The following is a 22,059-nucleotide window of genomic DNA, read 5'->3' as shown; positions in this document are numbered from 1 at the left end:
CCCGTACGGGAAAGTTACGACTCTTCACCCCTTCCGGTGGCGCGACGGACAACCGTCCGTCGCGCCATCCGCATATCCGCTTGAGTTCTTCCGCAGCGGGTCCCCGGACCGACGGAGGCCGCTCGCGACGGGAGAACGGGGGTGCCACTCGTGCGGATCGGACTGCTCACGGAAGGTGGTTATCCGTATGCGACGGGAGAGGCCAGGCTGTGGTGCGACCGGCTCGTGCGCGGGCTTCCGCAGCACGAGTTCGAGCTGTACGCGCTGAGTCGCAGCGCCGAGCAGGAGGAGCGCGGCAAGGTCCCCCTCCCGCGCCAGGTCACGCGGGTACGGACCGCCCCGCTGTGGGCCCCCGGAGACGACGGGCGCACGCACTCCCGGCGTGAGCGGCGACGGTTCGCCGCCTGCTTCAAGGACCTGGTCCGCGGCATCTGCGCCGGCGAGGCCGAGCCCTTCGCCGCCGGCCTGTACGGGCTCGCCGAACTCGCCGGGGAGCAGGGCGGGATGTACGCGGCCCTGCGGTCCGAGACCGCGGTGCGGGCGGTGGAGTCCGCCTGCCGGGCCCCCGGCGCGAGCCGTACCGTGCGGAGCGCCCAGGTACGGGACCTGCTGGAGTTCGTGGACGAACTGGAGCGCGCGCTGCGGCCGTTGTCCCTCGACTGGTACGAGGACCTCGGACAGGTCGACGTCTGCCACGCGACGGCCGGCGGGGTGGCGGCGATCCCCGGACTGCTGGCCAAACGCTTCTTCGGGGTGCCGCTCCTGGTCACCGAGTACGCGGTCCGGCTCCGGGCGCACTACCTCGACCACTCCGAGGAGGAACGCCCCGCCGTACGGGCCCTCCTGGCCGCCTTCCACACCCGGCTCGCCGCCGAGATCTACGCCCGGGCCGACCTCCTGACCCCCGGCAACGCCCACGCCCGGCGCTGGCAGGAGCGCTGCGGGGCCGTCCGGGAGCGGATGCGCACCGTCTATCCCGGGATGGAGGCGGACCGATTCGCCACCGTCGGGGAGGACCCGGAGTGCGGGGACCCGGACACGCTGGTGTGGGTCGGCCGGATAGAGCCAGCCAAGGACCTCATCGCCCTGCTGCACGCCTTCGCCGAGGTACGCAGGGTCGCACCGGGGACCCGGCTGCGGATCTTCGCCACGGCCGTGGCCCCGGACTACCTCGCCGACTGCCGCTCGCTCGCCGCGCAGCTCTTCCCCGACGAGGCGGCCGACGCCCACGCGGTCGGCGAGAACCCCGTCACCTTCGAGGAGATCGGCGGACCCGACGCCCCCTCCTCGGCCGAGGCGTACGGCACCGGTCGGGTCGTCGTGCTGTCCTCCGTCATCGAGGGCTTCCCCATCACCCTCGCCGAGGCGATGTTCTGCGGCCGGGCCACCGTCTCCACCGACGTCGGCGCCGTCTGCGAGGTCATCGGCGGAACCGGCCTCGTCGTACCGCCCCGCAACCCGCGCGCCCTCGCCGACGCCTGCCTGTCGCTGCTGCGGGACCCCGAGCGGGCCCAGCGGCTCGGTTCCGCCGCCCGGGCCCGCGCCCTGGAGCTGTTCACCGTCGAACAGAACGTCGAGGCCTTCCGGGAGAGCTACCTGCGGCTCCTCGCCCGGGGCTCCGCCCGGCCCGACGGGGAGGTGCCGTTCGCCCGACCGGCCGAGGCGCGCGTCCCCGGGCACTGGACCACACCCACCTGGGCGTCGGTACCCGAGCCGGCCGCGGGGCCCGCGGCCGGCCCCGGGCCCGGCCTGCCGAACGCGGGGTCGGCTCCCGTTCCGAACACGGAGGCAGCGGTATGACCGGCACCAGCGTCGAGCACGTCACCCCGGTCGCGCCGCGGCGCAGACCCGCCGGCGATCCGGTGAAAGCACTGCTGCACCGGCACCGCGCCCTGTGCGAACGCGCCGTCGACCCGCTGGAGATCGCCGCCGGGCTGGAGGCCCACGGCATCACCGACCGCACCGCCGCCCGCTTCCGCCACCGGGACGTCTTCTCGCTCGCCGAGGAGCTGTACGCGCGGACCCCGCGCGGGGACGCCCCGCCCACCCCGCCCGACGCCGTCGACACCTCCCCGGTCGTGCTGCGCGGCTTCGGGTACTCCTTACTCCCCGGGGCCCTGGCGCTCGCCGCGACCGCCGCCGGGGTCCCCTGCGCCGGACCGCTCTCGGCGGTGGCCGCCGTCGCCGTGCTGGTGTGGCCCGGGCGGACCGCCGGGGGGCGGTTCCCCGGCCTGATCCACCTGCTCGCGGCCGCCGCCGTCGGCTGGGCCGTCCACCGGCACGGCCCGGCCCTCGGCGTCGCCCTCGCGGTCGCCGCCGCGCCCGGCCACCTGATCGGGACCGGCTTCGCCGCACGGGCCCGACGCAGGCTCGCCGGGAGCCGGGCGCTGGAGGACTTCGCCGACGGCGTCCGGCCCCTGCTGGCCGCGGCCGTCACCGGCTTCGTCGCGGCCGCCGCGGGGGCGGCCGCGCTCGCCGGCACCCCGCTCGCGGCGGCCCTGCCGCTCGCGGCGCTGCTGTTCCTCACCCGGCTGCTGCTCGGGCACGGCGCCCACCGCGTGCCCGTGGCGGGGGCCCTCGCCCTCGCCCTCGTCCCGATCCCGGCGGTGCAGTGCGCCGCCGCGGCGGGACTCCTCGTCCACGCCTTCCGCGCGCTGACCCGTGCGTCCGCACACGCGCGCCCCTGAGCCCTTCGGAGCCGACGCCGAAGCGTTGTACCCCCATGTCGACCCCACCACCCAAGGAGAAACAGGATGACCGGCCAGCCGAACAACCAAGGGGCCGCGCGATGAGGGTGCTGCTGATCGGAGCCAACGGATACCTCGGCCGCTACGTCGCGGACCGACTGCTCGCCGACCCCGCCGTACAGCTCACCGCGCTCGGCCGCGGAGACGACGCGGACGTCCGCTTCGACCTCGCCACCGGCAGCCCCGGAGCGCTCACCCGCTTCCTCGACGCCGTCCACCCGGGCGTCGTCATCAACTGCGCGGGCGCCACCCGCGGCGGGGCCCGGGAACTCACCCGGCACAACACCGTCGCCGTCGCCACCATCTGCGAGTCCCTGCGCCGCAGCGGCTGCGGGGCCCGACTCGTCCAGCTCGGCTGCGCCGCCGAGTACGGGCCCAGCCAGCCCGGATCGTCCACGGCCGAGGACGCCGTCCCGAGACCCGGCGGACCGTACGGCGTCAGCAAGCTGGCCGCGACCGAGCTGGTGCTCGGCTCCGGGCTGGACGCCGTCGTGCTGCGGATCTTCTCGCCCGTCGGACCCGGCACCCCCGCCGGTTCCCCGCTCGGCCGGCTCGCCGAGGCCATGCGGCGCGCCATGCAGTCCGGCGACGGCGAACTCAAGCTCAGCGGACTCGGGGTGCAGCGGGACTTCGTGGACGTACGCGACGTCGCGCGCGCCGTCCACGCGGCCTCGCTGTCCGCCGCGCAGGGCGTCGTCAACATCGGCACCGGTCGCGCGGTCCGCCTGCGCGAGGCGGCCGGCGTGCTCGCCCGGGTCGCGGGCTACGGAGGCGCCCTCCACGAACTCGACCTGCCGCAACAGCCGCACGCCCACCCGGGCCGGCCGCCGGGCCTCGCGGCCATCGGCTCGCCGCGCTCCGAGGCCACGGCCGAGCAACTGGCCGCGTCCGCCCCCCAGGCCCCGTACCCGGACGGCTGCGGCGCCTGGCAGCAGGCCGACGTGCGCACGGCCCGCGACCGGCTCGGCTGGCGCCCCCGGATCAACCTGGAGGAGTCCCTGGCCGACATCTGGATGGAGGCGGCGTGCCGCATCTGACCACGTCGGAGGCGACCTCCGCGGCCACCGGCGCCGGGCGGATGGGCCTGGGCATCCCCGGGTACGCGCACCCGCTGCTCGCCCCGGTGGAATGGGCCGAGCTGACCCGGCCCGGCACCCCCCTGCACTGGGCCGTCCTCAACGTCTCGGACGGCCCGGGCGGGCGCCCCGACCCGCACTGCACGGAGGCCACCGCGAAGCTCCGCGGCGCGGGCGGCACCGTCGTCGGTCATCTCGCGATGCGAGACGGAACGCGCGCGTTCGGGGAGCTGATCTCCGACGCCCACCGCTTCCGGGACTGGTACGGCGTGGGCGGTTTCTACCTCGCCGACACCCCCTGCGACAAGGCGGACCTGGAGGGCGTCCGCCGGGTCGTGGACACCCTGCGCGGGCTCGGCGACGGACTGCGCGTGGTGCTCGGGCACGGCACGCACCCGTACGCGGGCTACGCGGAAGCCGCTGATCAGCTGGTCACCTTCTCCGGAACCTGGGCCGACTACCGCTGGTCGCAGGTGGCGGAGTGGACGGCCGAGTACCCGCCGGAACTCTTCTGCCACCTGGTGCACGGGGTTCCGCGCACCCACCTGGACGAGGCCGTGCGCATCGCCCGTTGGCAGGGCGCCGGCACGGTCTGGTTCACGGATCGGCGCAGCACTCCGGCGCGGGACCCCTGGGCCTCGATGCCCGGGTACTGGGACGAAATCGTCTCGCGGATCGGGACGAGTGTCTCGGAATGAAGTGGGGCGTGGCAGTGTTACGGAACAGAACAAACCTTTGATGCTCCCCGCGGCTGCGGGGATGACCCTGGAGTCCCCGTGTCGCTGCCACCCCTGGTTGAGCCGGCTGCCGAGCTCACCGTTGACGAGGTCCGTCGGTACTCCCGCCACCTGATCATCCCGGACGTCGGGATGGACGGGCAGAAGCGCCTGAAGAACGCCAAGGTGCTCGCGGTGGGCGCCGGCGGCCTCGGCTCTCCCGCCCTCATGTACCTGGCCGCGGCCGGCGTGGGCACCCTGGGCATCGTGGAGTTCGACGAGGTCGACGAGTCGAACCTCCAGCGCCAGATCATCCACAGTCAGGCGGACATCGGCCGGTCCAAGGCCGAGTCGGCCCGCGACAGCGTGCTGGGCATCAACCCGTACGTCAACGTGGTCCTTCACGAAGAGCGGCTCGAAGCCGAGAACGTGATGGAGATCTTCAGCCAGTACGACCTCATCGTCGACGGCACGGACAACTTCGCCACCCGTTACCTGGTCAACGACGCCTGCGTGCTGCTGAACAAGCCGTACGTGTGGGGTTCGATCTACCGCTTCGACGGCCAGGCCTCGGTCTTCTGGTCCGAGCACGGGCCGTGCTACCGCTGCCTGTACCCGGAGCCGCCGCCGCCGGGCATGGTCCCGAGCTGCGCCGAGGGCGGCGTGCTCGGCGTGCTGTGCGCGTCGATCGGGTCCATCCAGGTCACCGAGGCCATCAAGGTCCTCACGGGCGTCGGCGAGTCGCTGGTCGGCCGCCTGATGATCTATGACGCCCTGGAGATGCAGTACCGGCAGGTCAAGGTCCGCAAGGACCCCGACTGCGCGGTCTGCGGTCCCAACGCGACCGTCAAGGAACTCATCGACTACGAGGCCTTCTGCGGCGTCGTCTCGGAGGAGGCCCAGGAGGCCGCCGCGGGTTCGACGATCACTCCCAAGCAGCTCAAGGAGTGGATCGACGCCGACGAGCCCATCGAGATCATCGACGTCCGCGAGGTCAACGAGTACGAGATCGTCTCGATCCCGGGCGCGAAGCTGATCCCCAAGGGCGAGTTCCTGATGGGCACCGCCCTCCAGGACCTGCCGCAGGACAAGCGCATCGTCTTGCACTGCAAGACGGGTGTCCGCAGTGCGGAAGTCCTCGCGGTCCTGAAGTCGGCGGGCTTCTCCGACGCGGTCCACGTCGGCGGCGGCGTCATCGGCTGGGTGCACCAGATCGAGCCCGACAAGCCGGTCTACTAGGTCACCCCGAACGGACAACGCCACAGGGCCCCCACCGCGAGCGCGGTGGGGGCCCTGTGGCGTACCGGCGTACCGGACTCAGACCGGCGTACCGGACTCAGGTGCCCTCGGGCTCCACCGGCTGCTGCGGCGTCGGCGTGGCCGACTCGCTCCGGGTGCAGACGGTGCCACTGGCCGGCACCTTCCCGTCCAGCAGGTAGGTGTCCACCGCCTTCTGCACGCAGGGGTCGCCGCTGTTGTACGCGCCGTGGCCCTGCCCCTTGTACGTCAGCTCCACGCCGACGCCCGGGCCGAGCCGCTCGACCATCTTGCGCGCGCCCTCGTACGGGGTGGCCGGGTCGCCGGTGTTGCCGATCACCACGATCGGCGCGGCCCCGGGGGCGGAGACGTCCGGGGTGTCCCAGGCGCCGGCCACCGGCCAGCCGGTGCAGCTCATCAGGGCCCAGCCGAGGAAGTCCCCGAAGACGGGCGAGGCCGCGCGGAACTCGCCGAGCTTGGCCTTGGTCTGCGCGAGCGAGTAACGCTCCTTGGAGTCGGCGCAGTTGATCGCCGTGTTCGCGGCGCCGATGTTGCTGTACCGGCCCTGTTGGTCCCGGCCGTTGAGCGCGTCGGACAGCGCCATCAGCAGTTGTCCCTGGCCGCCCTCGGCCTCGTCCAGGCCCTGTTCGAGCAGCGGCCACAGTTCCGTCGAGTACAGGGCCTGGGCGATGCCGTTGGTCGCGGCGGACTCGGTGAGCTCGCGGTCGCCGATGCCGGGGATGGGCTTGGCCGCCAACCGCTTCTGCAGCTTGACGATGTTGTCCTCGATCTCCTTGACGCTGCTGCCCTGGAGCCGGCAGGCGTCGCCCCGGTCCACGCAGTCCTGGGCCCAGTTGTCGAGGGCGAGTTGGAAGCCCTTCGCCTGGCCCAGCGAGCCTTCCTCGGAGGTCTTGGTCGGGTCGACCACGGCGTCGAAGACGGCTCGGCCGACGTTCTTCGGGAAGAGGTGGGCGTAGACCCCGCCGAGTTCGGTGCCGTAGGAGATGCCGAAGTAGTTCAGCTTCTCGTCGCCGAGGGCCTGGCGGATGCGGTCGAGGTCGCGGGCGGCGTTCTCGGTGCCGACGTGGGGGAGCAGCTTGCCGGACTTGGTCGAGCAGGCCTGCTGGTACTTCTTGATGTTGTCCACGAAGACCTTCTCCTGCCCCGGCGTGGTCGGGCTGGAGTCGGAGGCGTAGTACGCGTCCAACTGCTTGTCGTTCTCGCAGCGGACGGGCGCGCTGCGGCCCACCCCGCGCGGGTCGAAGCTGACCAGGTCGTACCGCTGCCGCAGGCCGTCGTACTCCTTGGCGGCGCCGGGGAGGGTGGTGATGCCCGATCCGCCGGGACCGCCGAAGTTGAAGACGAGGGAACCGATCCGCTTGTCCTGATCGCGGGCCTTGGCCCGGATCAGCGCAAGAGGAATCGTTTCTCCTTCAGGCTTGGCGTAGTCGAGGGGCACTTCGAGCGTGGCGCACTGCCAGTCCTTGCCCGGAGCCTGTCCGCCGCCCTCGGCGGCGGTGGGGGGATCGCAATCACCCCACTTCAAGGACGTGGCGCCCGAGGCACTGCCGCCCCCGGTCTTCTTGTCCTTGCTCCCGTCGTCGGAACAGGCGCTGGTGCTGACCAGCGCGGCGGCGAGGGCGGCGGCAGCGGTGACCCGCAGGGCGTTTCTCGGCATGCACCCCATCCTGTGCGCGAACGGGCCGGTCCGCGCGTGCGATGAGCCATCCGAGTGGGGCGCCGGTCTGCGCCTCTTCCCGCCGTCCGGTCGGCGCCGCTTCCCGCAGCCGGGTGTCCGCCGACGGCGGCCCGGGGCCGCCCGGGCGCGGTCACGCGCCGCCCAGGAGCCGCTTCGCCGCCGCGCGACCCGTGGCCGCGCAGGCCGCGACACCCACGCCCTCGTACGCCGCCCCGCACAGGGCCGGCCCCGGCAGCTTGCCGGCGGCCTCGCGGATCCGGACGACGCGCTCGCGGTGGCCCACGCCGTACCGGGGCAGCCCCCGGTCCCAGCGGGTCACCCGGGCTGCCAGGGGCCCACCCGTCGCCGCCGACCTTCGGGCCGGCTCCCAGCACGGTGACGTCGGCCCCTTCGCGCAACTGCCACGCCGCCGCCAGACCACTGATGCCGCGACCGCGGGCCCCCGCACACCACACCGTCCTGACTCGCGTGCCCCGCGGCCGGTGCTGTGGCCGGAAAGGTTTGCCGTGTCACGGCGCCCGGCACGGCACCTGGGCCGTCTCTGTCGGACCGCTCAGGTGCGTCCGGTACAAGAGGCGGTCCTCCGCCTTGCGATGCACCGCACCGGACACCGCGACCCGGCAAACCCTTCCGGCCAAGGCACTAGATGGCTTCCTTGCGGGTGAGGAAGTTGAACGAGATCCACCCCGGCAGCACCGGCAGCCAGAACGTCACCAGCCGGAACAGCAGCACCGACGGGACGGCGATCTCGCGATCCAGTCCCGCCGCGATCAGACCCAGCGTCAGGGTGGTCTCCACCGCGCCGATGCCGCCCGGGGTGGGCGCCGCCGAGCCCAGCGCGTTGCCCGCGAGGAACACGACCGCGATGCTGGCGTAGCTGATGGCCTGGCCGCCGCCGAACGCCCGGATCGAGGCGTCCAGGCACATCACGAAGCAGCCCGTCAGCAGCAGCATGCCGCCGATGCCCGTCACCAGCTTCTTCGGCCGCTGGAGCACGTCCAGCATGCGCGGCACCACGCCCGCGAACAGCGCCCGCAGCCGGGTGGCCACGAACTTCCGCATGAACGGGACCGCCGTCACCACCAGCACCAGCACCGCCACCGTCAGCAGACCCGCGATGACCGTCCGGGACGGGGTCATCTCCGTGGTCTTCTCGGTCCCGGTCAGGTAGCCGAAGGACAGCAGCAGCAGGACGTGGCTCGCGAGCCCGAACAACTGGGACGCGCCCACGCTCGCCACCGCGAGTCCGGGCCGGATGCCCGACCGCTGGAGGAACCGGCTGTTCAGCGCGACACCGCCCACCGCCGCCGGGGCGACGAGCTTCACGAAGGAACCGGCGACCTGCGCCAGCACCGTCCGCAGGAAGGAGACCCGCTCGGGCACGAAGCCCAACAGGCTCATCGCCGCCGCGAGGTAACTGAGGGCGGAGAAGGCCAGCGCCGCCCCCACCCAGCCCCACTGGGCCTCCGCGATCATCGTCCCGAAGTTGACGTGGGCCACCTGCGTCTGCGTCAGCAGGAAGTACGCGCCGAAGGCACCCGCGATGAACGACACGAGGGTGCGCGGCCTGATCCGCTCCAGGCGGGCGGGCTCCACCGGCGCCTGGGGGCGCAGCAGCAGCACCTGCCGGCGGATCTGACTCAGCAGATCCTCCTCGCGCGCCTCGTCGAGAGCGTCGTCCAAGGCCCGCTTCTCGGCCTTGCGGTCGGCGGCCGTGGCCTCGGCGGGGGCCGAGGTGTTCGCCTCGCGCGCCGCCTTCGCGGCCCGCGAGGACTCCAGTACGGCCTCCCGTTCCCGGTCGGCCCGCTCCCGGGCCAGCTTGCGCAGCGTCGCCCGGGTGGAGCGGCTCAGCGCGATCGGCTGGAGCAGCGGCAGACAGTCCGCGACCACGTCGGGACCGAGCACGGACACCGCCGAGGCCACCGACCGCTCGGCGCCGACCCGCAGGCCCAGGGTCGCCAGCAACTGGGCGACGTCCATCCGCAGCACCAGGTCACCGGCCGCGATCTCGCCGCCGCGCAGGTCGGTGAGGATGACCTTGCCGGAACGATCCACCACGAGGGCGTCACCGGTGAGCCGCCGGTGCGCGATCCGCCGCGACTGGAGGGCCTTCACCTGCTCCCACGCGTTGCGCGACAGCTCGTCGGTGATCTCCCCGTCGGGCAGGGAGTCGAGGGTGCGACCGCCCAGGTGCTCGTACACGAGCATCACGGCGTCCGGACCGAGCTCGGAGGTCGCGATCAGTTTGGGCGCGTTCGCCCCGGCCGCGATGGCGGCGTACGCGAGGAGGGCCTCCTGCTCCAGTGCCTGACGCAGCGACTGGAGGCTGCGCCGGGTGGTGATGCCGCGCAGCGTGAGCCGGCGCCAGACCCGGTAGAAGAAGCCCTGCGCCTGCTGCTCGCGGTCCACGACCGTGACGTCGAGGGGCGGCCCCTTCTCCAGCGTCACGTGGTACCGACGGCCCCGGTCGCTCACCTCGGAGGCCTCCGGGCCGTCCGGCGCCTCGGTGCGCATCGCGCTGACCGGCTGGAAGCCGACCCGGCGCAGACCGGCGAGGAGGTTCTGCCCGGTGGGGCGGACGTTCGGGGAGCCGACGGCGTACAGGGTCCCGTAGGCGACGGTCCAGCCGATGAGGACGGTCAGGATGATCGAGAGGGGAGTGGTGTACCCGCTGACCAGCATGGTGAAGGCGTCGAGCAGCAGCACCACCCACAGGGCGACCCGCCAGCGCGGTCGGCGCGTCATGCCGACGGCCGTCATGTAGGCGATGACCGGCGCGAGGTAGCCGTGCACCGGGTCGGTCAGGGCGCCGGCGGTACCCGTCGGCAGGGTCAGGGAGTCCTGGATGGTGGCGGAGGCGGCCTGGGAGACCCACAGGTCGGTGGCGAGCGTGACGCCGTGTGCGAGGACGGCCGCGAGGACGCCGTCGGCGATGCGCAGGCCGTCGCGTTTGATGAGCCGCTCGATCGCGAAGGCGACGGGCACCAGCAGCACGGCGATGCTCGACACCAGACCCGCGACCTTGATCAGCAGGTCGGGTGCCTGGCCGGTGCCGTTGCTGATGTCCTCTTCGAGGCCCGCGGTGGTGCCGTGGGCGAAGGCGGCGATGGCGAGGACCACGGCGATGCCGAGGATGCCGACCAGGAGGCGCACCAGGTCGGACGGGCGGTGCACGCGGGCCGCGAGCAGCGGTTCGTCCACCTCGACCTGGTCGGCGGCGGTGGGGGCGTGACCGTGCGGGCGCTCCGGGTTGTCGAAGTCGTCCACCCGCCCGTGGTCTGGGTCGAGGCCGTGGTGGCCGCCGCGGCGACCCGCGCCCGACTCGCCGCGGCGACCCTCGTCCGGGTGGTCGTCCGCGTGGTCGCGGGAGGGATCACCGGGCCCGTCGTCGGGCCGGTCCCCAGCCCTGTCCCCAGTCACGTCGTCGGCCCTGTCGTCGGCCCTGTCGTTCGGCACGTCGGACGTGTCGTCGGGCATCTCGCGGGGCGCGTCCGGGTGCGCGTCAGGGCGCGCGCCGTCATCCGCCGTCGCGCCGTCCGGAGGGCTCACACCCTGCTCCTTCGCCGTCACATCCGTCTCTTCTTGATCACGTATCACCAGTCACCGCCCGCAAGATGGTGGCACGGACCGGCTGCCGTGCGGGGCAGCAGGGTGCGCGCCGGTGCGGAAGGAAACCTTCCGTCGTGGTGTCGGTGACGTGCGGCACCATGTTCCGAATGAGCGAAGAGCTTCCCGAGTACGCGGAGCGGGTGCTGGAGGCGGCCGAGCGGATTCCGCCCGGCCGGGTGATGACGTACGGCGACGTCGCGGAGTGGATCGGCACCGGCGGACCACGCCAAGTCGGGCGTGTCATGGCCCTGTACGGGGGAGCCGTGCCCTGGTGGCGCGTGGTCAGGGCGGACGGCCGACCCCTGCCCGGGAGCGAGCACCGGGCCCTGGAGCACTACCGCGCCGAGGGCACTCCCCTGCGCGACACGGCCGGCGGCGAGCCCCGGCTGGCGATGCGCCGGGCACGCTGGGACGGGCGGCAGGGACCGGCCGAAGGCGACGAGGGTCACATCTGACAGCTTCCGGCACGCGGAGCCGGCGCGGGCGGTCGAAGGCTCGTACGGGGGACGACACGAGGACCCCCCGGGGCGACGCCGGGAGCCGCCCCGGGAGACTGCGGGAGCCGGCGCGGGTGGCGTAGCGTGGCCCCTTCGGCCGTCGCCGCCGCCCTCGCCGTCCTCGCCGCAGTCGCCACCGACGCGACGCTCGGCACGACGGTTGGGAACGCGGTCGGCGAGGCCGCCGAGGCAACCGCAGGCGTCGCAGCAACCGCAGTGACGGAAGACCCACCAGGACCGGCACACCACGTGATCACCTCTCCTTCCGACCGCTCGGAGCGGCGTACGCGGACTCCTGACGCGTACCGCCTGGTGCGCACCGGGCCGGAACGGGTGGCTCCCCCTGTCTTGGACGCAGCGCAACGGTCGGTGGTTGACCACACCACCGGACCACTGCTGGTCCTGGCCGGACCCGGCACCGGGAAGACCACCACCCTGATCGAGGCGGCCGCCGCCCGGGTCGAGGCCGGCACGGACCCCTCCCGCATCCTGATCCTCACCTTCAGCCGCAAGGCCGCCGTCGAACTCCGCGACCGGGCCGCCCTGCGCCTGGGCGGCGCGCGGGCACCGCAGGCCACCACCTTCCACTCCTACTGCTACGGCCTGGTCCGCGCCCACCAGGACACCGACCTGTTCGCCGACCCGCTGCGGCTGCTGTCCGGGCCGGAGCAGGACGTCATGGTCCGCACCCTGCTGGAGGGCCAGCGCCGGCTCCGCTCCATCCGCTGGCCCGACGACCTGCGCGCCGCCCTGACCACGCGCGGGTTCGCCGACGAGGTCCGCGCCGTCCTGGCCCGCGCCCGCGAACTGGGCCTGGGCCCCGGCGCCCTGTCCGACTTCGCCGACCGCATCGGCCGCCCGGACTGGAAGGCGGCCGCCGCGTTCCTCTCCGAGTACCTGGACGTCCTCGACATGCAGGGCACCCTCGACTACGCGGAACTGCTCCACCGCGCCGTCCTGCTGGCCGAACGCACCCCGTCCCTGGCCTCGTCCCACGACGTGATCCTCGTCGACGAGTACCAGGACACGGACGCCTCCCAGCTGCGCCTGCTGCGCGCCCTGTCCGGCCCCGGCGGCACACTGATCGCCTTCGGCGACCCGGACCAGTCGATCTACGCGTTCCGCGGCGCCGACATCAACAACATCCTGGACTTCGAGACCTCCTTCCCCGGCGCCCGGGTCCGGGCCCTCACGGTCGGCCGCCGCTCCTCCTCGGCACTCCTCGCCGCGACCCGCCTCCTCACCACCCGCATGCCCGTCCCGAGACTGCCCTCGGCGGCGGTACGCGCCCACCGCGACCTGCGCGCCACGCGGGAGGGCGGCCGGGTGGAGGTGTACACGTACCCCACCGCCGGGGCGGAGCTGGACAACATCGCGGACATCCTGCGCCGGGCCCACCTGGAGGACGGCGTGCCGTGGCAGGACATGGCCGTCCTGGTCCGCGCGGGCGGCCGTACCCTCCCCGCGATGCGCCGCGCCCTCGTCTCGGCCGGCGTGCCCGCCGAGACGGACGGCACCGACACCCCCCTGCGCCACGAACCCGCCGTGGCCCCCCTGCTCACAGCCCTGCGCATCACCGCCACGGCCGCCGCCCGTCCGCCCGCGCCGGCGGACCCCGAGGACCCCGCGGATCCGGGCGGCGCGGACCCCGCGGACCCCGCGGACCTCGCGGACCTCGCGGACCCCGCGGACCCGGGCGGCGAGCGCCCTGAGGGACCGTTCGAAGCCGAAGCCGAAGCCGAAGCCGAAGCCGAAGCCGAAGCCGAAGCCGGCGCCGGCGCCGACGCGGGTGTCGCCGCGCCGGACGACCCCGCATCGGACGACGCCCCCGCATCCGCGCCCCCCGGCGACCGGGCCCGGGACGAGGCCGACACCGCCGACCACGGATGGGTCGGGGTGGAGGCCGCCATCGCCCTGCTCGGCTCCCCGCTCGGCGGGATGGACGCCGCCGACCTGCGCCGCCTCGGCCGGGCCCTGCGCGACGAGGAACGGGCCGCGGGCGTCAAGGTGCCCGCGCCCTCCGACGTCCTGCTGGCCCGCGCCCTCGCCGAACCCGAGCGGCTCGTCGCCCACGACCCCGCCCACGCCCGCGGCGCGCAGCGCCTCGGCCTGCTCCTGCGCAAGACGCGGGAGCTGCTCCAGGGCGGCGGCACCGCCGAAGAGGCCCTGTGGACCCTGTGGGACGGCACCCCCTGGCCGCAGCGCCTGGAACGCGGCGCCCGCCGCGGCGGCGCCGGCGGTCGCAACGCCGACCGGGACCTCGACGCCGTCTGCGCGCTCTTCGACACCGCCGCCCGCGCCGAGGACCGCACCGGCGGCCGCGGCGCCCTCAACTTCCTCGAACAGCTCGAAGCCGAGGACATCGCCGCCGACACCCTCACCACCCGCGCGACCCGCCGCGACGCCGTCCGACTGATGACCGCCCACCGTTCGAAGGGCCTCGAATGGGGCCTCGTCGTCGTCGCCGGCGTCCAGGAGGGGCTCTGGCCCGACCTGCGCCGGCGCGGCTCCCTCCTGGAAGCCGACCGGATCGGCCGCGACGGCCTCGCGGAACCCCTCACCCCCGGCGCCCTCCTCGCCGAGGAACGCCGGCTGTTCTACGTGGCCGCCACCCGCGCCCGCGACCGCCTCGTCGTCACCGCCGTCAAGGCTCCCGCCGAGGACGGCGATCAGCCCTCCCGCCTCCTCACCGAACTCGGCGTCCCCCCGAAGGACGTCACCGGCCGCCCCCGCCGCCCCCTGGCGGTCCCGGCGCTCGTCGCGGAACTGCGCGCCACCACCGTCGACCCCGAGGCGTCCGAGGCCCTGCGCGACGCCGCGGCCCGCCGCCTCGCCCGCCTCGCCGTGCTCACCGACGACGAGGACCGCCCCCTGGTCCCCGCCGCGCATCCGCAGCGCTGGTGGGGGCTGTACGAACCGACCCGCAGCAGCGTCCCGCTCCGCGACCGGGACCGCCCCGTGGCCCTGTCCGGATCCGCCCTGGACCAGCTCGCCAACACCTGCTCCCTCCAGTGGTTCCTGGGCCGCGAGGTCAAGGCCGACGCCCCCTCCACCGCCGCCCAGGGCTTCGGCAACGTCGTCCACGTCCTCGCCGACGAGGTCGCCTCGGGCCGCACGCCCGCCGACCTCGCCGTCCTCATGGAGCGTCTCGACTCCGTCTGGGACGCCCTCGCCTTCGACGCCCCCTGGAAGTCCCGCCAGGAGAAGGAGAACGCCCGCGCCGCCCTGGAACGCTTCCTGCGCTGGCACACCACCGACCGGGGCGGCCGGGAGGCCGTGGCCACCGAGCACGACTTCGACGTCACGCTGGAGGCGGGCGAGTTCGCCGTACGCATCCGCGGCTCCATGGACCGGGTCGAGGCCGACCCGCAGGGACGCGCCTACGTCGTGGACTTCAAGACCGGCAAGGCCGCCCCCACCAGGGACGAGGTCGCCCGCCACCCCCAGCTCGCCGTCTACCAGCTCGCCGTGCGCGAGGGCGCCGTCGACGAGGCCTTCGACGGCGTGCGCCCCGCCCCCGGCGGCGCCGAACTCGTCCAGCTCCGCCAGGGCGCGCCCAAGAAGGACGGCGGCGACGAGGTCCCCAAGGTGCAGGCGCAGCAGCCCCTCGAAGGCGAGTGGGTGGGCGACCTGCTGGCCGACGCCGCCGGCCGGGTACTGGACGAGCGGTTCACGCCCGCCGCCGGCGAGCACTGCAAACGCTGCTCCTTCCGCAGCTCCTGCACCGCCCTCCCCGAGGGCCGCCAGACCGTGGAATGAGCCGCGCCCGGCCCCACCCGTCGAGACGGCGGTGGGGAGTGTCGGTGCCGGCGGCTAGCCTTTTCACGTGTCCGCGCGCCCGACCGTCCCGGCGGTGATCAGCGATCCCGAGCAGCTCAAGGAGCTCCTCGGGATCCCCTTCACGCCCGAACAGATGGCCTGCGTCACCGCCCCGCCCGCGCCCCAGGTCATCGTCGCCGGCGCCGGCTCCGGCAAGACCACCGTCATGGCGGCCCGCGTCGTCTGGCTGGTGGGCACCGGCGCCGTCGCCCCCCAGGAGGTCCTCGGCCTGACCTTCACCAACAAGGCCGCCGGCGAGCTCGCCGAGCGCGTGCGCAAGGCCCTCGCGCGGGCCGGCATCAGCGACCCGGACCCCTCCCCGGCCGACCCCGACGCGCTCGCGGGCGAGCCGCGCATCTCCACGTACCACGCCTTCGCCGGGCAGCTCCTCAAGGACCACGGCCTGCGCATCGGGCTGGAGCCCAGTGCCCGACTGCTCGCCGACGCCACCCGCTTCCAGCTCGCCGCACGCGTGCTGCGCGAGGCGCCCGGCCCGTACCCGTCGCTGACGAAGTCCATCCCCGACCTGGTCAGCGACCTGCTCGCGCTCGACGCGGAGCTCTCCGAACACCTCGTGACCCCCGAGGAACTCCGCGCGTACGACACCGCGCTGCTCGACGTGCTCGCCGACACCCGGCTCACCAACGACGACCTGCGCAAGGTCCCCGAGGCCGGTCGCGGCCGGCTGGAACTGCTGGAGCTCGTCGCCCGCTACCGCGTCGCCAAACGCTCCCGCGACCTGATCGACTTCAGCGACCAGATCGCGCTCTGCGCGCGGCTCGCCACCACCCGACCCGAGGTGGGGGCGCTGCTGCGCGAGGAGTTCAAGGTCGTCCTGCTCGACGAGTACCAGGACACCTCCGTCGCGCAGCGGCTGCTGCTGTCCGGGCTGTTCGGCGGCGGCACCGGCCACGCCGTCACCGCCGTCGGCGACCCCTGCCAGGCGATCTACGGTTGGCGCGGCGCCTCCGTGGCCAACCTCGACGACTTCCCCGAGCACTTCCCGCACGCCGACGGCCGCCCCGCCACCCGCTTCTCGCTCGGCGAGAACCGCCGCAGCGGCGGCCGCCTCCTCGACCTGGCCAACGAACTGGCCGCGCCGCTGCGCGCCATGCACGAGGGCGTCGAGGCGCTGCGCCCGGCGCCCGGCGCCGAACGGGACGGATCCGTCCGGTGCGCCCTGCTGCCCACCCACGCCGAGGAGCTGGAGTGGCTCGGGGACTCCGTCGCCCACCTGGTGCGGACGGGGACCGAGCCCGGCGAGATCGCCGTGCTGTGCCGCTCGGCCGGGGACTTCGCCCGGATCCAGGCGGTCCTGGTGGCCCGCGACGTCCCCGTCGAGGTGGTCGGCCTGTCCGGCCTGCTGCACCTGCCGGAGGTCGCCGACCTGGTCTCGGTCTGCGAGGTGCTTCAGGACCCGGGCGCCAACGCCGCCCTCGTCCGGCTGCTGATCGGCCCGCGCTGGCGCATCGGCGCCCGCGACCTGGCACTGCTCGGGCGCAGGGCACGGCAACTGATCGGACGGGCCCCCGCCGGCGCGGACGATCCGGACGGGCGGCTCGCGGCGGCCGTCGAGGGCGTCGACCCGGCGGAGGTCGTCTCGCTCGCCGACGCGCTGGAGACCTTCCTGGACGGGTCCGGGGCCCCCTCCGCCGACGACCTGCCCTTCTCGGCGGACGCCCGCGTCCGCTTCGCGCACCTCGCCCGGGAGCTGCGCGACCTGCGGCGCTCGCTCGCCGACCCGCTGATGGACGTCCTGCACCGGGTGCTGGCCGCGACCGGCCTCGACGTGGAACTCTCCGCCTCCCCGCACGCCCTCGCCGCCCGCCGGCGCGAGACCCTGTCGAACTTCATGGACGTGGCCGCCGGGTTCGCCGCCCTCGACGGGGAGGCCTCGCTGCTCGCCTTCCTGGCCTTCCTGCGGACCGCCGCCCAGTACGAGAAGGGCCTCGACCACGCGCTCCCCGGCGGGGAGAACACCGTCAAGGTGCTCACCGCCCACAAGTCCAAGGGCCTGGAGTGGGACGTGGTGGTGGTCCCCGACCTGTGCGCGGGGGCCTTCCCGAAGGAGAAGCCGCCGGAGGCCTGGACCTCGTACGCCAAGGTCCTGCCGTACGCCCTGCGCGGCGACGCCCCCACCCTGCCCGGGGACCCGGCGTGGACCTCGGCGGGGCTCAAGTCCTTCAAGGCCGCCCTGAAGGAACACAAGGCCGTCGAGGAACTCCGCCTCGGATACGTCACCTTCACCCGCCCCCGCTCCCTCCTGCTGGCCTCCGGCCACTGGTGGGGCCCGAGCCAGAAGAAGCCGCGCGGCCCTTCGGCGTTCCTCTCCGCGCTCCGGACCCACTGCGAGGCCGGGCACGGAGAGATCGAGGCCTGGGCACCCGAGCCCGAGCCCGGCGCCGAGAACCCGGCCCTGTCCGAGGCCGGCGCCCCGGACCACTCCTGGCCCCTGCCCCTGGACCCGACCTCGCTGCGCCTGCGCCGCCGCGCGGCCGCGCTGGTGGAAGCCCACCTCGCGGCGCCCACGACCCCCGCGCCGCACGTGGAGCCGGAAGAGCACGGGGAGTCCGGGGAGCCCGGGGAGCCCGGGGAGTCGTACCTGTGGCCACCCGACCGCGAGGACCCGGCGTACGACACGGAACCCTGGCCGGACCCGGACGCCCACCCGGGCCCCGAGTCGTGGCCGGAGGCCGACCCGGACGCGGACCCCTGGTCGGACACCGACCCCCGGCCCGGGCCGGCGGACGCGGCCCCCGGCGCCGCCGTGCGCCGGGCCCGCGTCCCCGCCCAGGACACCGAGCGGACCCCGACCCCCGCGCCCCCGCCCGAGGAGGAACTCTGGGCACCGGGCGAAGCCCTGCCCGGCCCCGCCGCGCCGGGTGCCGCCCCGTACGAGGCCCCGTACGAGGCCCCGTACGAGGCCCCGTACGAGGACCCGTGGGCGGCGCCCGGTGCCCGGGTCCCGGCCCAGTCCACCGCCGGCGCCCCCCGCCCCGCCGCACCCGCGCGCCAGGGCGGCGCAGGCTCCCTCACCCCCGAGGAGGCCCGCGCCATCGCCTCATGGGACCGCGACCTCGACGCCCTCGAAGGCGAGCTGCGCCGCTCCCGCGCCGCCGTGCGCGACGTCGTGCTGCCCTCCGCCCTGTCCGCCTCCGACCTGCTGCGCCTCGCCTCCGACGAGCAGGGCTTCGTCCGCGACCTCGCCCGCCCCATGCCCAAGCCCCCGCAGCCCGCCGCCCGGCAGGGCACCCGCTTCCACGCCTGGGTCGAGTCACGCTTCGACGAACTGCCCCTCCCGCTTCTCGACGTCCTCGACCCCGCCGGGGAACTGCCCGGTTCCGACCAGGACATCGCCGACGAGGCCGACCTCGACTCCCTCAAGGCCGCCTTCGAGCGCAGCGCCTACGCCGACCGGACGCCCCACCGCATGGAGGCCCCGGTCCAGCTCACCCTCGCCGGCCGGGTCGTCCGCGGCCGGATCGACGCCGTGTACCGCCACCACGAGGGCCCGTACGACTACGAGATCGTCGACTGGAAGACGGGCCGCACCACCGAGGCCGACCCCCTCCAGCTCGCCGTCTACCGACTGGCCTGGGCGGAGGCCACCGGCACCCCGCTCGAACGGGTCGACGCCGCCTTCCTGCACGTCCGCAGCGGCCGCGTGATCCGCCCCCGCGCCCTCCCCGACCGCGCCGGCATTGAGCGGATCCTCCAAGGCAAAACGGACGCGGAAAGTGACCATCACACGGACGGCTAGGCTCGTGGGCATGAGCGACCCCCAGGCGGACAGCGTCGTCCGCACGTACATCGACACCCACCGTGCGGCCTTCCTCGACGAACTCGCCGACTGGCTGCGCATCCCCTCCGTCTCGGCGCAGCCCGAGCACGCGGGTGACGTACGGCGCAGCGCCGAATGGCTCGCCGCGCAGCTCAAGGCCACCGGCTTCCCGGTCACCGAGATCCTGGAGACCGCCGGCGCCCCCGCCGTGTACGCAGAGTGGCCCGCCGCCGACCCGGCCGCCCCCACCGTCCTCGTCTACGGGCACCACGACGTACAGCCCGCCGCCCGCGCCGACGGCTGGCACACCGACCCGTTCGAGCCGGTGATCAAGGACGGCCGGATGTACGGGCGCGGCGCCGCCGACGACAAGGGGCAGGTCCTCTTCCACACCCTCGGCGTCCGGGCCCACCTCGCGGCCACCGGCGCCGACGCCCCCGCCGTCCACCTCAAGCTCCTCGTCGAGGGCGAGGAGGAGTCCGGCTCCCCGAACTTCCGCGCCCTCGTCGAGCGCGAGGCCGAACGCCTCGCCGCCGACGTCGTGATCGTCTCCGACACCGGCATGTGGTCCGAGACCACCCCCACCGTGTGCACCGGCATGCGCGGGGTCGCGGACTGCGAGATCGACCTCCACGGCCCTGACCAGGACATCCACTCCGGGGCCTTCGGCGGCGCGGTGCCCAACCCCGCCACCGTCGCCGCCCGCCTCGTGGCCGCCCTGCACGACGCCGACGAGCGGGTCACCATCCCGGGCTTCTACGACAACATCGTCGAACTCACCGACGCCGAGCGCGCACTGATCGCCGAACTGCCCTTCGACGAGGCCGAGTGGCTGCGCACGGCCAGGTCGTACGCCGCCGCGGGGGAGAAGGGCCACACCACCCTGGAGCGCGTCTGGGCCCGCCCGACCGCCGAGGTCAACGGCATCGGCGGCGGGTACCAGGGCCCCGGCGGCAAGACGATCGTGCCGTCCTCCGCGCACCTGAAGCTGTCGTTCCGACTGGTCTCCGGGCAGGACCCGTACGAGGTCGAGGAAGCCGTCAAGACCTGGGTCGCCGAGCGGATCCCGGCCGGGATCCGGCACTCCATCGTCTTCGGAGCCCCCACCCGGCCCTGCCTCACCCCGCTCGACCACCCGGCGCTGCAATCCGTCGTGCGCGCCATGGGCCGCGCCTTCGGCCAGAAGATCCGCTTCACCCGCGAGGGCGGGTCCGGGCCGGCCGCCGACCTCCAGGACGTCCTCGACGCACCCGTCCTGTTCCTCGGCATCTCGGTCCCCTCCGACGGCTGGCACTCGCCGAACGAGAAGGTCGAACTCGACCTGCTCCTCAAGGGCGTCGAGACCGCCGCGTACCTGTGGGGCGACCTGGCCGCCCACTGGAAGCCCGCCTGACGCACCCACCCGCCGTCCCAGCCTGCCTGCCTGTCCCACCACCGGGGGAGTTGGAAGTACCTGATGAGCACCCATACCGAGCCCGAGCGCCCCATCACGCTCGCCGCGGCCGGCGGGATCGACCGCGCCGCGCACCACCGCCTCGACGAGGCCTGGCTCGCCGCCGCCTGGAGTCACCCGACGACCCGCGTCTTCGTCGTCTCCGGCGGCCAGGTCCTGATCGACGACACCCCCGACGGCGGCACCGGCATCGTGATGACCCCGGCCTTCGAGGCCCCGGTCACCGAGACCCACCGCTACTTCCTGGGCTCGGACGAGGACGGCGTACGGTACTTCGCGCTGCAGAAGGACTCCCTGCCGGGCCGCATGGACCAGTCGGCCCGCCCGGCCGGCCTCCGCGAGGCGGGCCTGCTGCTGAACCCGCGCGACGCCGGGCTGATGGTGCACGCGGTGGCGCTGGAGAACTGGCAGCGCATGCACCGCTTCTGCTCCCGCTGTGGCGAGCGCACGGTCGTCGCCGCCGCCGGACACATCCGCCGCTGCCCGGGCTGCGGCGCCGAGCACTACCCGCGCACCGACCCGGCCGTGATCATGCTCGTCACCGACGAGCACGACCGCGCGCTGCTGGGCCGGCAGGTGCACTGGCCCGAGGGCCGCTTCTCGACGCTCGCCGGGTTCGTGGAGCCGGGCGAGTCCATCGAGCAGTCGGTGATCCGCGAGGTCTGGGAGGAGGCAGGCGTCAAGGTCGGCGAGGTCGACTACGTCGCCAGCCAGCCCTGGCCGTTCCCGTACAGCCTGATGCTCGGCTTCACCGCCCGCGCCGTCACCTCGGAGATCACGGTGGACGGCGAGGAGATCCAGGAGGCCCGCTGGTTCTCCCGCGAGGACCTGCGCGAGGCGATCGAGGCCGGCGAGGTGCTCCCGCCGGCCGGGGTCTCCATCGCGGCCCGCCTGGTCGAACTCTGGTACGGGAAGCCGCTGCCGCGCCCCGCGGCGTGAGCCCGGTCACGGGCGCGACGCCCGTGACGTCCGTCACGACAGAAGGCCCCCGCCTCGGCGGGGGCCTCTCTGTACGCGTGTGACGTTCGCTACGTCGGTCCGTCCGGCGCGGTTCGTCCGGCGCCGGCCCACCCGGTCCGGTCGTCCGCGCGTCGGGCGGCGCCGCGACGGTCAGACGGCGAGGGCCTGCTTGACCTGGGCGAGGCTCGGGTTCGTCATCACGGACTCGTTGCCGGCGGCGGACGTCACGAGGACGGTGGGAACCGTCTGGTTGCCGCCGTTCGCCTTCTCCACGAACGCTGCGGACGCGGGGTCGTGCTCGATGTTGATCTCGTCGTACGCGATGCCTTCGCGGTCCAGCTGCTTCTTCAGCCGGGTGCAGTAGCCGCACCAGGTCGTGCTGTACATCGTGACGGTGCCCGTGTCCTGCATGCTGCTGTCTCCTTCGTGGGGTCTCGGTGGTCCG

Annotated in this window: 14 protein-coding genes and 1 pseudogene; 10 read left to right on the top strand and 5 right to left on the bottom strand. The window is 74.2% G+C overall.

All coding sequences use genetic code 11. The annotated features are described in order from the left end of the window. Positions 1-150: 150 nt before the first annotated feature. The 5 genes from ACFYW3_RS10425 (at position 151) to moeZ (ending at position 5,778) form a co-directional block, all read left to right on the top strand. Positions 151-1,800, top strand: a complete 1,650-nt coding sequence (locus ACFYW3_RS10425; RefSeq protein WP_389386059.1) for a DUF3492 domain-containing protein — start codon at positions 151-153, stop codon at positions 1,798-1,800. Further along, the gene (locus ACFYW3_RS10420; protein ID WP_389386058.1) at positions 1,797-2,687 is read left to right on the top strand and encodes a hypothetical protein; all 891 of its coding nucleotides are present in this window, start codon (positions 1,797-1,799) and stop codon (positions 2,685-2,687) included. The genes ACFYW3_RS10425 and ACFYW3_RS10420 overlap by 4 nt, the downstream gene beginning before the upstream one ends. 101 nt (positions 2,688-2,788) lie before the next feature. Then, entirely contained in the window at positions 2,789-3,784 is a 996-nt protein-coding gene (locus ACFYW3_RS10415; RefSeq protein WP_053680430.1) for an NAD-dependent epimerase/dehydratase family protein, read from the top strand. Then, positions 3,772-4,521, top strand: coding sequence for a spherulation-specific family 4 protein (locus tag ACFYW3_RS10410; RefSeq protein WP_351749028.1), 750 nt, complete (start codon positions 3,772-3,774; stop codon positions 4,519-4,521). The genes ACFYW3_RS10415 and ACFYW3_RS10410 overlap by 13 nt, the downstream gene beginning before the upstream one ends. A gap of 78 nt (positions 4,522-4,599) precedes the next feature. Then, the gene (moeZ, locus tag ACFYW3_RS10405) at positions 4,600-5,778 is read left to right on the top strand and encodes an adenylyltransferase/sulfurtransferase MoeZ (RefSeq protein WP_389386057.1); all 1,179 of its coding nucleotides are present in this window, start codon (positions 4,600-4,602) and stop codon (positions 5,776-5,778) included. A 97-nt stretch (positions 5,779-5,875) separates the two neighbouring features. On the opposite strand, the gene ACFYW3_RS10400 is transcribed toward moeZ, so the two are convergent. From ACFYW3_RS10400 to ACFYW3_RS10385, 4 genes and pseudogenes are all read right to left on the bottom strand, one after another. Beyond that, on the bottom strand, positions 5,876-7,474 hold the full coding sequence (locus ACFYW3_RS10400) for an alpha/beta hydrolase (protein WP_351749032.1): 1,599 nt from the start codon (positions 7,472-7,474) through the stop codon (positions 5,876-5,878). A 151-nt stretch (positions 7,475-7,625) separates the two neighbouring features. Next, positions 7,626-7,814 carry a hypothetical protein gene (locus tag ACFYW3_RS10395; RefSeq protein WP_389386277.1) on the bottom strand — a complete coding sequence of 63 codons (189 nt, stop codon included), beginning with the start codon at positions 7,812-7,814 and terminating at the stop codon, positions 7,626-7,628. A 34-nt stretch (positions 7,815-7,848) separates the two neighbouring features. Then, a pseudogene (locus tag ACFYW3_RS10390) lies at positions 7,849-7,950 on the bottom strand (NAD(P)-binding protein); the annotation flags it as partial. Positions 7,951-8,137: 187 nt separating this feature from the next. Beyond that, positions 8,138-11,092, bottom strand: a complete 2,955-nt coding sequence (locus ACFYW3_RS10385) for a lysylphosphatidylglycerol synthase domain-containing protein (RefSeq protein WP_389386056.1) — start codon at positions 11,090-11,092, stop codon at positions 8,138-8,140. A 119-nt stretch (positions 11,093-11,211) separates the two neighbouring features. Here ACFYW3_RS10385 and ACFYW3_RS10380 point away from each other — a divergent pair, with 119 nt between their 5' ends. The 5 genes from ACFYW3_RS10380 (at position 11,212) to nudC (ending at position 21,593) form a co-directional block, all read left to right on the top strand. Continuing rightward, positions 11,212-11,559 carry an MGMT family protein gene (locus tag ACFYW3_RS10380; protein WP_351749038.1) on the top strand — a complete coding sequence of 116 codons (348 nt, stop codon included), beginning with the start codon at positions 11,212-11,214 and terminating at the stop codon, positions 11,557-11,559. A gap of 291 nt (positions 11,560-11,850) precedes the next feature. Next, positions 11,851-15,360, top strand: a complete 3,510-nt coding sequence (locus tag ACFYW3_RS10375; RefSeq protein WP_389386255.1) for an ATP-dependent helicase — start codon at positions 11,851-11,853, stop codon at positions 15,358-15,360. A 67-nt stretch (positions 15,361-15,427) separates the two neighbouring features. After that, positions 15,428-19,180, top strand: a complete 3,753-nt coding sequence (locus tag ACFYW3_RS10370; RefSeq protein WP_389386055.1) for a UvrD-helicase domain-containing protein — start codon at positions 15,428-15,430, stop codon at positions 19,178-19,180. 10 nt (positions 19,181-19,190) lie between these two features. After that, entirely contained in the window at positions 19,191-20,594 is a 1,404-nt protein-coding gene (locus ACFYW3_RS10365; protein ID WP_389386054.1) for a dipeptidase, read from the top strand. Between the two features lie 63 nt (positions 20,595-20,657). Beyond that, on the top strand, positions 20,658-21,593 hold the full coding sequence (gene nudC / locus ACFYW3_RS10360; RefSeq protein WP_389386053.1) for an NAD(+) diphosphatase: 936 nt from the start codon (positions 20,658-20,660) through the stop codon (positions 21,591-21,593). Between the two features lie 171 nt (positions 21,594-21,764). Here the strand turns inward: nudC and ACFYW3_RS10355 are convergent, their stop codons facing one another. After that, on the bottom strand, positions 21,765-22,025 hold the full coding sequence (locus tag ACFYW3_RS10355) for a mycoredoxin (RefSeq protein ID WP_351749049.1): 261 nt from the start codon (positions 22,023-22,025) through the stop codon (positions 21,765-21,767). Between the last annotated feature and the right edge of the window lie 34 nt (positions 22,026-22,059).

The sequence above is a fragment of the Streptomyces sp. NPDC002602 genome, from assembly GCF_042889445.1.
Taxonomy (GTDB): Bacteria; Actinomycetota; Actinomycetes; order Streptomycetales; family Streptomycetaceae; genus Streptomyces.
The sequence above is the reverse complement of the archived record's forward strand: the minus strand, read 5'-3'. Positions and strand labels throughout refer to the sequence as shown.